General features: G+C 42.5%; 10 protein-coding genes. 2 read left to right on the top strand and 8 right to left on the bottom strand.

The window, feature by feature from the left end; genetic code table 11:
- Positions 1 to 109: 109 nt before the first annotated feature.
- The 3 genes from BUB77_RS06020 to BUB77_RS06010 form a co-directional block, all read right to left on the bottom strand.
- A complete protein-coding gene (locus tag BUB77_RS06020) occupies positions 110 to 778 on the bottom strand; it encodes a GntR family transcriptional regulator (RefSeq protein WP_073273840.1) in 669 nt (222 codons plus the stop codon).
- A 10-nt stretch (positions 779 to 788) separates the two neighbouring features.
- Positions 789 to 1949: an isocitrate/isopropylmalate family dehydrogenase gene (locus BUB77_RS06015; protein ID WP_073273838.1), complete on the bottom strand. Its 1161-nt coding sequence runs from the start codon at positions 1947 to 1949 to the stop codon at positions 789 to 791.
- A 64-nt stretch (positions 1950 to 2013) separates the two neighbouring features.
- On the bottom strand, positions 2014 to 3393 hold the full coding sequence (locus BUB77_RS06010) for a beta/alpha barrel domain-containing protein (RefSeq protein ID WP_073273835.1): 1380 nt from the start codon (positions 3391 to 3393) through the stop codon (positions 2014 to 2016).
- 583 nt (positions 3394 to 3976) lie between these two features.
- Here BUB77_RS06010 and arcC point away from each other — a divergent pair.
- The gene (gene arcC / locus BUB77_RS06005) at positions 3977 to 4909 is read left to right on the top strand and encodes a carbamate kinase (protein ID WP_073273833.1); all 933 of its coding nucleotides are present in this window, start codon (positions 3977 to 3979) and stop codon (positions 4907 to 4909) included.
- A 560-nt stretch (positions 4910 to 5469) separates the two neighbouring features.
- Here the strand turns inward: arcC and BUB77_RS06000 are convergent.
- Complete coding sequence (locus BUB77_RS06000) at positions 5470 to 7263, bottom strand: methyl-accepting chemotaxis protein (protein WP_073273831.1); 1794 nt, start codon at positions 7261 to 7263, stop codon at positions 5470 to 5472.
- Between the two features lie 249 nt (positions 7264 to 7512).
- On the opposite strand from BUB77_RS06000, the gene asnB reads away from it, so the two are divergent.
- A complete protein-coding gene (gene asnB / locus BUB77_RS05995) occupies positions 7513 to 9366 on the top strand; it encodes an asparagine synthase (glutamine-hydrolyzing) (protein WP_073273829.1) in 1854 nt (617 codons plus the stop codon).
- A gap of 87 nt (positions 9367 to 9453) precedes the next feature.
- On the opposite strand, the gene BUB77_RS05990 is transcribed toward asnB, so the two are convergent.
- From BUB77_RS05990 to BUB77_RS05975, 4 genes are all read right to left on the bottom strand, one after another.
- Entirely contained in the window at positions 9454 to 11151 is a 1698-nt protein-coding gene (locus BUB77_RS05990; protein ID WP_073273962.1) for a methyl-accepting chemotaxis protein, read from the bottom strand.
- Between the two features lie 203 nt (positions 11152 to 11354).
- Positions 11355 to 12260, bottom strand: a complete 906-nt coding sequence (locus tag BUB77_RS05985) for a MetQ/NlpA family ABC transporter substrate-binding protein (RefSeq protein ID WP_073273827.1) — start codon at positions 12258 to 12260, stop codon at positions 11355 to 11357.
- A gap of 2 nt (positions 12261 to 12262) precedes the next feature.
- The gene (locus BUB77_RS05980; protein WP_170866596.1) at positions 12263 to 12973 is read right to left on the bottom strand and encodes a methionine ABC transporter permease; all 711 of its coding nucleotides are present in this window, start codon (positions 12971 to 12973) and stop codon (positions 12263 to 12265) included.
- A 5-nt stretch (positions 12974 to 12978) separates the two neighbouring features.
- On the bottom strand, positions 12979 to 13794 hold the full coding sequence (locus BUB77_RS05975; protein WP_073273825.1) for a methionine ABC transporter ATP-binding protein: 816 nt from the start codon (positions 13792 to 13794) through the stop codon (positions 12979 to 12981).
- Positions 13795 to 13995: the final 201 nt, after the last annotated feature.

Below are 13995 nucleotides of genomic sequence, written 5' to 3'. Positions count from 1 at the left end.
ATATTTTCTGAAAGCCACGGGGTATTCCTTTTTCAGCTAAAACTGCAATCCCTATTCGATGCAATAACCGCTTATTTATATCTTTTATAATGCTGGGTTATTGAAAGGCTTACAGTCCTCTCTCACTGATATTTCTGATAGTATTCATAATATGCTCATGAGCCAGCATTTCTGCGTTCTCACCGTCCCGCTGCCGGATGGCATCCAATATGGCGGTATGCTCTTTATTGGAACTGGCCGCCCTCAAATCGGAGGCAAGGGTTATCTTTCTTACTCTTTGTACATAGTGGTGGAAATCGGATAAAATATGGTTCAATATTTTACTGTTGGAGGCTTCATAAATCAATTGGTGAAATTTATTATCCAATTCCACGATCTGTTCATGATGTTCTTTCTTGGCATGAAATTCTGAAAGATAAACCACCTCTTCCAATTCGTCTATTTGTTCCTGGGTTATGTATTCGCATGCCCATTTTGCACATAAGCCCTCCAGGTAAGAACGAATGATATAGATGTCATGGATGTCTTTTTCTGAAATCCCGTTAACATAAGCTCCCTTGTTGGGCACGATGTTAACAAGGCCTTCCAGCTCAAGCTGCCTTAAGGCTTCCCTGACCGGAGTACGGCTGACCCCCAGTTCCTGCCCGATGGAGGTTTCCTTTAGCTCATCATTCTGATTATATTTACCTGCCAGTATATCTTCCCTTATTTTTGTAAATACTCTGCCTCGTAGGGAATATTTATCCGTGTTATCGTTATGAACATCTTTTTCGTCCACAAAATTCCTCCTAAAGCTTTTCTATGGTCTCCATCAGATACTCTGCGAATTCTGCACTGGTCGCACCGGTATTTCTTCCTGTGATGACTAACTTTCTCTCTGTTACGGTACAGATATCAAGAGCTTTATAAAGCTTAACTGCTTCCTCCTGATAACCGATATGGGATAAAAGCATGGCACCTGCCCTGATTACGCTGCAGGGGTCCGCATAAATCTCTCTTCCCTCATCCACCATTCTGGGTGCAGAACCATGAATGGCTTCAAACATTGCATATTCCTTACCGATATTGGCACTTCCTGCTGTTCCGACACCACCCTGGAATTCGGCAGCTTCATCGGTAAGAATATCTCCGTAGAGATTCGGAAGTACAAGTACCTGAAAATCTCTTCTTCTCTTTTCGTCCACCAGCTTGGCTGTCATGATGTCAATATACCAGTCATCTGCTTCAATGCCCGGATATTCACCTGCAATTTCCTTAAAGATATCCAGGAACTTACCGTCTGTTGTCTTAATAATATTTGCCTTGGTTACGGCTGTCACTCTTGTTTTCCCGTTTGCTTTGGCATATTCAAAGGCTGCTCGGATAATTCTCTCTGTTCCCTGGCTGGTCACAAAGGTAAAATCAACCCCCAAATCCTCTGTTACAGGAAAGCCCTTACTGCCTACCGCATAGGCACCTTCCGTATTCTCACGGAAGAAGGTCCAGTCAATGCCCTGCTCCGGTATGCGGACCGGACGCATATTAGCAAATAAATCCAGTTCCTTTCTCATGGCCACATTGGCACTTTCGACATTTGGCCAGGGATCTCCCTTTCTGGGTGTTGTGGTAGGTCCTTTTAATATTACATTACAGGCCTTTAACTCTGTCAGAACGTCCTCGGGAATTGCTTTTAAGGTTTCTGCCCTGTGCTCTATTGTCAGACCTTCAATGGTTTTAAATGCAACCTTTCCCTTCTTGACTTCCTCTTTTAAAAGGAATTCCAATACTCTCTGAGCCTGCCCTGTAATCGCAGGTCCTATGCCATCTCCTCCGCACACGCCAACTGTGATTTGCTCCAAATCTTTATAATTTACAAAATCAGCCTGCTGTTTCATTGCTTCTACACGTATTAACTGCTCTTCTAAAAGTTTTCCGAATTTTTCTTTTGCTGCCTGTATGTACTCTGTCATCTTATACCATACCTTTCTTCTATGTACTTTTGTTCTTCCAATGCCTGCTGCCGCATAGCCGGAATTATTTCTGTGCTTCTTTCACTTCGTTAATAACCGTAATAAGCTCTTCATCCGTTATGACGGTTACACGTCCGCTGTCGTACTCTTTGTCAACCCATTCCTTTACCTTAAGAACTAAAGAATCATTCTTGTCAACTGCTTCCGTTCCTTTCAGCTTAAAATAGCTGTTAATCCAATGGGCAATCCCTGCAAGTCCTGACGTATTGGATACTGCCACCAGGGCAGGCCTGTTTAAGAATTTCCCAGTATCAAATATATTATAAATCTCTTCATTTTTCAATAGCCCATCGGCATGAATTCCTGCTCTGGTCACATTAAAATTCTTTCCAACAAAGGGAGTTCTTGCCGGTATCCTGTATCCGATCTCCCTGGTAAAGTAATCTGCAAGCTCCGTTATTGCCGTGGTATCCATGCCGTCCAGGGTTCCCTTTAACTGTGCATATTCAAACACCATAGCCTCCAGAGGGGTGTTGCCGGTCCGCTCTCCAATACCGAAAAGGGAGCAGTTTACACCGCTGGCGCCATACAGCCAGGCTGTGGTGGAATTGGTTACCGCTTTATAGAAATCATTATGCCCATGCCATTCCAGTAACTGAGACGGGATGCCTCCATGGGTCACAAGGCCGTAGATGATTCCCTGAACGGACCTTGGAATTACCGCACCGGAGAAATTCACTCCATAGCCCATGGTATCGCAGGCTCTTATCTTAACCGGTATATTATACCTTTCCCCTAACTTCATCAGCTCCATGCAAAAGGGGATAACAAAGCCATGAATGTCGGAACGGGTAATATCCTCCAGGTGGCATCTTGGAGCAACTCCAGTCTCAAGACATTCCTGGACAATATTTAAATAATGGTTCATAGCCTCTCTTCTTGTCATCTTCATCTTGTAAAAGATATGGTAATCCGAGCAGCTGACCAGGATTCCGGTCTCCTTCATACCGATGTCCTTCACCAGCTGGAAATCCTTCTTGCTGGCTCTTATCCAGGAAGTGACCTCCGGAAACTGGTATCCCTTTTCCATGCATTTGTACACCGCATCCCGGTCCTTTTTGCTGTAGAGAAAGAATTCACTCTGTCTGATAATTCCCTTCGGTCCTCCCAGCTTGTGGAGATAATCAAATATCGTAACAATCTGTTCGGTAGAATAAGGAGCCCTGGATTGCTGTCCGTCGCGGAAGGTAGTATCTGTTATCCATATTTCTTCCGGAAAATTGTGAGGTACTATTCTGTCATTGAAGGCTATTTTGGGGACCTCATCATAGGGAAATAAATTTCTGAAAACATTTGGCTGCTCCACATCAACCAGAGTATACAGGTGCTCCTCCAGCTCAAGCAGGTTATTCTGACGGTTCATAAATACTTTCCTGTTTTCCATCGCTTTGCTCCTCATTCTTTTATTAAGTCTATGTATAAGAAATTGATATCAGGCTGTATATTACACGCCTGCTGATTCTATCTCCCCTGCTTACTGTCCCCCCGACATATGTATCCCAGCTGTTTGTGTATCTCTTTTATGTATGTATCTCTTTTATGTATGTATCTCTTTTATATGTGTATCCCTTAATATGTGTATCCTTTATTTAGATGTATCCCTTATGTGTGTGTATCCCCTACATAAGTGTACTCCTGCACCTCTGTACTCTGAAATGTATGTACTCCGATGCCCGAATTTATTAATCCGCCTTATTGTATACAATTATACCTGTGTTGTCAAGAACAAATTTTGCAATGCAATTAGATAATGTATCATCACGTTACCTTATTAAACTATCATACTTTTCAAAGAAACGCAAGAAATCATTTACTGGAAATTTATTATGATTAATAATAAGACTTATTACAGGCGCTTTTATCTTTTCTTTTTTCTCCGGATATAATATAATAAAGGTATTCATTCCTTAGCAGAAAACTAAGGGGAAAAGGTTCTGCTAATAATCCATTAGAAAAGAGGTACTGTTATGCCAAAGAAGAGAATAGTCGTTGCCCTGGGCAGAAACGCCTTCGGTGAAACATTTCCTGAACAGCAGAAGGCAGTTAAGAATGCTGCTAAAGCAATCGCAGATTTGGTTGAAGATAATTATGATATTGTTATAACACACAGCAATGGTCCCCAGGTGGGAATGCTCCATACAGCCATGACAGAATTCGCAAGGCTTGATAATCACTACACAGTGGCTCCCATGCCCGTATGCAGTTCCCTGAGCCAGGGCTACATGGGCTATGACCTTCAGAACATACTGCGTACTGAATTGTTAAACAGAGGCCTTTACAGACCCGTAGCCACCATTATAACCCAGGTGAAGGTAGACCCCTTCGATGAGGCCTTTGCAAATCCTACCAAGATTATTGGCAGATACATGTCCGAGGAAGAGGCAGAAAAGGAAAAACAAAAGGGAAACCATGTTGTAAAAGAGGAAAAGGGCTACCGCAGAATTATCGCTTCCCCCAAGCCTCTTGAAATATATGAAATCGATTCCATCAGCGCCCTCCTGGATGCCAATCAGGTGGTAATTGCCGCAGGCGGCGGCGGTATTCCCGTCCTGGAACAGGGCACTGTCCTAAAAGGCGCAAGTGCCGTAATAGAAAAGGATGCCACCAGTGAATTGCTAGCCGAAGCAGTAGGTGCCCAGCTCCTTTTATTTTTAACCGGTTCTGAAAAAGTATACTATGCCTATGGAGAGGCTGACCAGCATCCTCTTGATACCCTGTCTCTGTCCGAGGCAAAGGAATACATTGAAAAGAATATGTTTGAAGCAGGTTCCATCCTTCCCAAAATTGAAGCCTCCGTCCGTTTTATCGACAGCTCCGATACCAGAGAGGCCATTGTTACCAGCATTGATAAAGCCCTGGATGCCGTACACGGAAAAACCGGCACACATTTTATCAAATAAATATTCTTAAGCAAAATAATTATCCTTAAACAAAATAAATATCCTTAAACAATATAAATATCCTTAAACAAAATAAACATCTTTAAGCATAATAAATATCCTTAAGCATAATAAATATCCTTAAGCATAATAAATATCCTTAAGCAAAGCATTATAACCTTTTAATGAAAAGGCCTTAACATTTCAGAGACTTCTCTCTCCAAAATGCTAAGGCCTTTCATATCAATAACTCTCATACCATATAATCTGCTTCCCCCAACAAATACCCTGTTTCCCATAGTACACAGGCAGTTTGCACAAAATAGAAAGCTTCCTGCGCCTATGGAAATGTATTAGAAGTCCTTTTCTCTGAAGCTTTTGTGCTATATCATCAAACAGATTGTCTGAGCCCACGAGTTATCTGTTTGATGATATGTCCAGCACAAAAGCTTCAGAGAATTAGGACTTCTTATACATTGGAATGAAGCAGGAAGCTTTCTATTTTGTGCAAACTGCCGTCCCCTTGCGAGAAACTGCCCTTTGCCATCCTAAAATTAATTTATATATCATAAGTACAATTATTAAATTATATAATTGCTTAAGTCCTCCTGAAAGTTTTGTATCATTGCATCAAATACATTTATCTGCTCCGTCAGCTTCTTTATCTGCTCCACATAAACAGTCACATTGGAATTTGCCTCCTGTGTGGATGCGGAATTCTCTTCTGCAATGGCAGCAAGGTTCTGGATGCCGTCAAAAAGAACCGTGATATTATCTGCCTCCGACTTCAGCTCGCTGGAATTTTTAATGAGAAATTCCGATACCACCTTCAGATTCTGGTTCATTTGGCTGGATTTCATAACGGCGTCTGTGAGCTTGGTATTTTCGTTCTCCAGTACGGAATACTGCGTATCAATTCCCTCTACTACAACTCCGATACTGGAAGCAAAGGTCATAAGACTTTCATTAATCTGCTTTACTGCCTGATTGGTTTCTTCCGAAAGCTTTCTGACTTCTTCTGCCACAACGGTAAAGCCCTTTCCGGCCTCACCTGCCCTTGCTGCTTCAATGGAAGCATTTAAGGCCAGTAAATTAATCTGCTTCGCAATCGCTGCTACGATTAATACGATCTGGGTAATATCGTCTGCATTATTCTTTAATTCCGTACTTTCCTTCTTGATATTCCGAAAGCTGTTCAGCACTGTGGTTATCTGGGCTGCCGTGGCCTGTACATTCTGAAAGCTATCTTCAATCCCTGTAACCGCCTCTTCTATCTGTGTCTTATTGGCCTGGCCGTCATTGGATATGCTCGTAACATTCTGAACGCTGCCATCCAGAATGGTTATGGCCTTTGTAGTATCCTCTGCCTGGGTAATAGCTGCCTGCGCAACCTGGTCAAGAACAGCGGTGATATCATCGGAGGTATTTTTCATGGTTCCTGCAATCTCCGATACCGATTTGTTAAAGGTGTATAACTCATCCACAATGGCATTGAAGCCAATAAAATCCTTCTGGATATTCCTCTTGACCTCATTTATCTGTTCCATATAGGCTTCATACTCATCCCCTGACTTCAAAGCGATGGATTCTACAAATTTGCGCTCGCTTAAATTCTTTAGCTCCTGTATTATCATCCTTTTCGGGCGGTTCAGAAGACTGCCTGACAGAAAGGAAATCAGAAAGGTCACTGCAGCTAAAACGGCAGTTTTTAATCCGTCCTGGGACAGTATCAGTGAGACGGCCCCAACAATCACCGTATTCACGATAGAAGCCTTTGCTGCTGTATTTTTAATAAATCCAAAGGATAAAAGTTTGTTAATGCGGTACTTCTTTGTTGATTGGATTTCCTTCTCAAAGGTTAACTTTAACTGGGTTTCTTCTTCCTTCTGATACATAACTACAATGGCAGCCTTTTCATTAAAATGCTTGATGGCACCCTGGGTCAGTCCGATAAGATAGTCAATCATCCCTCTTTTCGAGCGGTATGTAAATAAAATTTCATGAGAAGAGATGGGAACCACATCAAGAATAGGAGGTTTTGCTCCACGGAAGCGTTTCATTACTATAACATGAACATCATTCATAGACTTTAAAAACTGATAGGCCGATTCATGGCGGAAGAACCCGGGATAGTTTTTACTAAAGGTTTTGATGTTCTCTTCACCCATGGTATTCCAGATTTCCTTTGTTGTCTTACTCATCTGGTTTCCGATATGATCAACAATTCCCCTTGCTACCCTGTCCTCAACATCTTCAAATGGTGTAAATATATGATCACTTGAAAGATTAAAGTTCTTTAAAGCATTATTTACAATTTCATCACCATACAGCCTTCTGCAGGATTCTACCCAAGATGAAACAACTGTACCTTTCATAAATTTTCCTCCTTTGAATTGATATTATACCTTTATTTATAACACTTTTCCCTTATTTGTCTCATAATTCCCTACTCATTATAAAGCATCCATTTCTAAAATACAATATGGTGCAACCTGCTCTGAAAGATAAATTTTACAACTGCTTGGTTAGTAAATTCCCTGGCGCCGCTTCCATTTGTCTATATGCGGGTATCATCCTTTTTTATCATGCATAGAATAACTATTATAATTAAGGATGGTGGCAAAATGTGCGGTATAGCAGGTTTTTGCAGCTTCAAGGAAAATTACACCAGCAGGTCTGCCAAGTGGCAGGACACCCTGGCAAATATGAAAAACAGTATTAAGCACAGAGGCCCTGATGAAGACGGATACATGCTGGCTGAACATGTTGGTTTTGCCCATGCCAGACTCTCTATTATCGACCTGGCAAATGGCAAGCAGCCTATGAGCAGAAAGATTGGAAATCGTCTGTATACGATTATATATAACGGTGAGCTCTATAATACCAGTGAACTGCGGGAGGATTTGGAGCTTAAGGGCTGGCGCTTTCAGACCACCAGCGACACAGAGGTCATACTGGTAGGAATTATCGAATACGGCAATGAATTCGTAAAAGAATTAAACGGTATTTTTGCATTTGCTATCTGGGATTCCGATAATGAGACCTTAAGCCTTTTCCGGGACCGGCTGGGAATAAAACCTCTTTTTTACACCCTGAGGGATGGCGTCTGCGTCTTTGGCTCCGAGCTGAAGGTGCTTTTTGAATATCCGGGAATAAGGCCTGTAATTGACCGTGGGGGACTTTGTGAGGTATTCGGAATAGGACCCGCCAGAACCTACGGAAATGGTGTATTCAAGGATTGCAGTGAGGTTCTTCCGGGCTATTATAATGTCTATAACCGTGACGGTATGAAAACCTGCCAATACTGGAAGCTAGTCAGCAGGCCCCATACGGATTCCTATGAAGAGACCATAGAAAAGACTGCCTTTTTGGTAAAAGACTCTATCATAAGGCAGATGGTTTCCGATATTCCTATCTGCACCTTTCTTTCCGGCGGCGTTGACAGCAGCATTGTAACAGCCGTCTGTGCTGACGAGCTTGCTAAGAGAGGGGAACAGCTGAATACCTTCTCCTTTGATTTTGCCGGCAACGATGAGTATTTTAAGGCAAATGATTTCCAGCCCTCCAGAGACCGTCCCTATGTGGATATGATGGTAGAACATTTCCATACGAACCACACCTACCTGGAATGTGATAATATCAAGCTTGCAGATGCCCTGTACAAAGCAGTGGATGCAAAGGACCTGCCGGGTATGGCAGATGTAGATTCCTCCCTGCTGCACTTTTGCAGTGAAGTGAAAAAATTCAATAAGGTTACCCTGACCGGTGAATGCGCAGATGAAATCTTTGGAGGCTATCCCTGGTTCCACAGTAAAGAAGCCTTTGAAGCCCATGCTTTCCCCTGGTCCAGAAATATCGAACCCAGAAAGCAGTTATTAAAGGATGACCTGTTAGATATACTCCAGCTGGAGGATTATATCAATAACACCTATGAGACCTCCGTAGCTGAGACTCCAAAGCTGCCCTTTGAAAGTCCGGAAGAGGGCAGGCGCAGGGAAATCGCCTATCTTAACATCAAATGGTTTATGGCAACACTTTTAGACCGCATGGACAGAACCAGCATGTTTTCAGGGTTAGAAGCAAGAGTACCCCTGGCTGACCACAGGATACTGGATTATGTCTGGAATGTGCCCTGGGATATCAAATGCAGGGACGGTGTGGTAAAGCATCTGCTCCGGGAATCTGCCAGGGGCCTCCTTCCCGATGAGGTACTCTACCGCAGAAAGAGTCCTTATCCCAAGACATATAATCCCCACTATGAAGGTATTCTGGCAAGCCGTCTGGGCGAAATATTAAAGGATTCCTCTTCCCCCATCAACAAATTGGTAGATAAGAAAAAAGTTGCCGATTTTCTCGCTGCACCCTCCGACTACGGAAAGCCCTGGTTCGGCCAGTTAATGGCAGGTCCCCAGATGATAGCCTATCTGCTTCAAATTAATTATTGGCTGGATAAGTATAAAATTGAGCTTACCATCTGAAAATACTCCCCAAACTCCAGTATATAGAAAAGGCTTCCTGGAAACAGGTGCTCAATACGCCGCACCTTCTATTCCAGGAAGCCTCAACTATTTTACCTTAAAGAAAGCAATCAGTTTGTTCAGGGTTTCCGCACTCTTCTCATTAGCTCTGGCCTGATCTAATACTTCTGAAGTCATCTCCGCAATGGAAGAGGATTTTTCAGCAATATCAGATGCCCCTTTGGCACCTTCATTGGTAGCCAGTGACACCTCTTCAATGGCAGTCCTTATGTATTGTATGGATTGCTTTAGCTTTTCAGTTGAATTCTTAATTTCCGATACCATTTCTTCTATCGTAGTTGCATCCATATCATACTGCTCACCGATATGGACGGTATTCTCATAATCCTTGATTACCTGATTATCCACAAAGCTTAAAATATTCTGGGAATCCAATACCAGCTCTTCCACTGCTTCCGCTACCAGGCCTGTTATGGATTCTATTCTTGAGACTGCCGACTTGGAGTTCTCCGCCAATACCCGGATCTGCTCTGCGACCACTGCAAAGCCTTTTCCTGCTTCGCCTGCCCTGGCCGATTCAATGGAGGCATTGAGGGCCAATAGGTTTGTCTGTGAGGTAATGGAGAGAATCGTCTGTGACAGGGATCTTATTTCTTCTATTGCCTTTGTTTTTTCTATGGAATTGCGAAGCTTTTTATTGGCAGCATCATAGGCTGTGACAGCCGTATGCTGGGAGCCCAGAGCTGACTGCTTCAAGCCATCCGCCCTTCCCTTAATCTGCCCGGATACGGTAAGACCGTGCTCCAGCTTTTCTGCAACTGTAATGATCTCACCTTCAATATCCACTGCTGTATTACTGATTTCCTGAACAGAGGCTGCGGTTTCTTCCATCCCCGCCGAGAGTTCTTCCGTAGTGGCGGAAATATTTTCAATGTCATCATAGACCTCATTGGAGCTGCTTACCATGCCGTCAATGGACTCTTTTATCTTCCCGCTCTCCAGGTGTATGTTCTCCAGAGTTCTTACTATATTTTGCTGCATTTTCATAAAAGAACGGTTGATATCACCGGATTCATCCCTCCGCAGTATCTGCTTATCCGAAAAAATACCGGTTAAATCTCCTTCTTCAATTTTGCCCATGCTTTCCTTGATTTTTACAAAACCTTTCGATATGATATGGCCAAGAATATAGGATATAACTAATCCCGCTAGCAGCATGATGCCCAGTATGATGATAATATAAATGGAACTGTGGAGCAGCTGTTTGTCAATATTCTGTGTAAACATACCGTTAAACCACATGCCGACAACCTTATTATTCTCATCTAAAATGGGTGTATAATAGGTGTAGGCTTCTTTTTTCATAATAACTGCATTACCGGAATATACCTTTTTATCCTTTATTACTGTCTGTACTACATTATCTGCAGCTTTGGTACCTGTCACCCGGCTGCCCTTGTCATCCTTTACCGTAGTTGCCGCTCTGGTATCTTCCGCAAAAAGTGTAAACATTACGCCTGTTTCTTCTGCTAATTTATCCAATAGTTCTGTATTATCATTCATAAGGGTATCTCCCTTATAAAGCTTATCCCCATCCAAATGCCATTGCCCCGGTACCTCACTGTCAAGCAGCAGCAAGCCTACAGCCGAGTTATTGGCAAGCCTGTCATCAATCTCATTCAAGACTACACTCTTGACTGTCATTCGGAAAAATATACCTGCAATAACAATGAAGCATAGTAAAATCACTGCCGCAGCAATGGATATCTTATGTTTTATCTTCATGGTATTTTCTGCGTTAATAACCAACGCTTTTCCTTTCCTTTGTTCAATATGTGTTTATTATACTCTACCCTAAATGACAAAACAATCCCAAAGATAACATAAAAACAGCCGGAATCACATAAAATCCGGCTGTTTTCTACAATGGTTCAAATCTGGTCTGTTATTCAGAATATTATTCAGAATACTTCATAAACTTTCTATTATTAGAATACCGGTACTACGGCACCCTGCCATTTATCCTCAATAAACTTCTTTGTTTCCTCGGAGGTAACTGCTTTGATGAGAGCCTTTGTCTTATCGGAATCTTCATTTCCTTCTTTTACTACGATTACATTGGCATAGGTTTTAGCGGCATCTGATGAAGCATCCTCTACCAGCAGGGCATCCTTTGAAGCAGAAAGCCCTTCGCTTAAAGCATAGTTACCATTGATTACGGCAAGGTCCACATCCTGTAATACTTTCGCTGTCTGGGCAGCTTCGATTTCAACTATTTTCAGCTTCTTCGAATTTTCCGTGATATCCTTTGCGGTAGCTTCAAGGCCGACATTTTCCTTTAATTTGATTAATCCGGCTTTTTCTAAGAGCAGTAAAGCTCTTGCTTCGTTGGTGGTATCATTGGGAACTGCGATCTGTGCTCCCTCTGAAATGGCATCCAGGGTCTTTGTCTTACCGGGATAAATGCCAAGAGGCTCAAAATGTACATTCGCAACTGCCTTTAAATGGGTGCCGTTCTTGGAATTAAAATCATCCAGATAAGGTACATGCTGGAAGAAGTTGGCATCCAGACTTCCGTCCTCGGTAGCTGAATTTGGCTGAATATAGTCGGTGTACTCTACTACCTTAATGGAATATCCCTGCTCTGCAAGAGAATTCTTTACCGCATCGGAATTTAAAATGGTAGCATGGGGTTCAACGGTTGCTCCCACTACTATTTCCGTTAATTCTTTCTGCTCCCCTGACTTGTCATCTGCGGCAGCTTCTTTCGTAGGCTCCGGTGTCGGAGTATCTGCTGCTCCTGTGCTGTTGTTCTTGGTTCCGCAGCCTGCAAGTAACGTTCCCACCAATAACAGGCTTAATACGGATGCTGCCAGTCTTTTCGTTTTTTTCATAATTAATTCTCTCCTTTTCCTCTTTTATCAATCTTCTTTGATATGAAATGTCCCAGACTCTGGATTATCTGGACCATAATAATGAGCAGGATAATTGTTACAAGCATAACATCTGCCTCATAACGGTAATAACCGAATCTCAGTGCGATATCGCCTAATCCTCTGCCGCCGACAGCACCAGCCATTGCCGTATATCCTACCAGCGTTATTGTGGCAAGGGATGCTCCCATAATGAGGGATGGCAGTGCTTCCGGAAGCAATACCTTGTATATGATCTGCATGGTGTTGGCTCCCATCGCCTTAGCCGCTTCTATGACACCGGCATCCACTTCCCTGAGGGAACTCTCTACCAGTCTTGCTACAAAGGGCGTTGCTGCGATTATCAAAGGAACGGTTGCCGCCTTTGGGCCAATGGTAGTTCCTGCCACTATTCTGGTAAAAGGCATTACTGCTACCAGTAATATAATAAAAGGAATGGACCTGCCCATATTAATAATAAAGCCTAAGATTGCGTTTAATACCGGAACAGGACGAATGCCGCCCTTTCTGGTTACTTCTGCCAGGATTCCAATAGGAATGCCCATTATGTACGCTGCTGCCGCTGAGGCAAAGGTCATAAAAAGAGTATCCAGAATTCCCTGGCCGAGCATGCTTCCATACTCAGAATATAATCCTCCTACTATCTTAGTAAAGCCTGTTAAACAAATCTCCATGTACATTATGCTTCCTCTCCCCCTAATAGCTGTGCTACGATTTCAGACGAGGTATCCCCGAACACCTCTTTCGTATAACCGGAAGCCACAATTTCCGACTTATCCAGAACAGCAACCTTGTTGCAAATCTTCTGCACCACATTCATTTCATGGGTAATCATAACAATGGTAACGCCGGTTTCTTCATTGATCTTCTTTAGCAGCTTCAGGATGGATTCTGTGGTTCTGCTGTCAAGGGCTGAGGTCGCTTCATCACACAGCAGGATGGAGGGATAGGTGGCAAGTGCTCTGGCGATTGCTACTCTCTGACGCTGTCCGCCGCTTAGCTTGGAGGGATATTCGTATTTTTTATCCTCCAAATCAACCAGTTTAAGCAATTCATCTACACGTCTTTCTATTTCCTTTTTCTTAAGGCTTCTCTTCTTAAAATAACCTAGCTCTTCATATTCCCTCCCGGACATGCCGGGAATCTTAAAATACCTTGCCTTGGTTATTTCCAGTCCAAAGGCAATGTTTCTGCTGACATTTTTCTGCATTAACAGGTTAAAGTTTTGGAATATCATTCCGATTTGTTTTCGAAGAATAAGTAACTGCCTGCCTCTTTTCCTTGTTATATCCACCCCGTCGATCAGAATACTTCCCTTTGTTGGTTTTTCCAGCAAATTCAAACATCTGATAAATGTGCTTTTTCCGGCACCGCTCATACCTATTATTCCAAAGATATCCCTATCTTCAATTACCAGATTGATATCTTTCAGAACCGTAAGCTTTTTGTCCTTGGCAATGGAAAATTCTTTTGTTAACTGCTTTACCTCAATCATACCTTCACCCTGTGTTTTTATTTCATACTTTTTTGATATGATTTGTATGAATAATTTATACTACCTTTCCTACTATTTGTCAATAACTCTTTTTCGATATTATAAAATTTTTTTGTATCAATATGCAATAACATATGCAGTTATACTATACTACCCTGTCCTCTGTCAAGTTTTAATGCTTCTTTTATGCACGGCAAACCC

The organism is Anaerocolumna jejuensis DSM 15929 (assembly GCF_900142215.1).
Taxonomy (GTDB): domain Bacteria; phylum Bacillota; class Clostridia; order Lachnospirales; family Lachnospiraceae; genus Anaerocolumna; species Anaerocolumna jejuensis.
The sequence above is the reverse complement of the archived record's forward strand: the minus strand, read 5'-3'. Positions and strand labels throughout refer to the sequence as shown.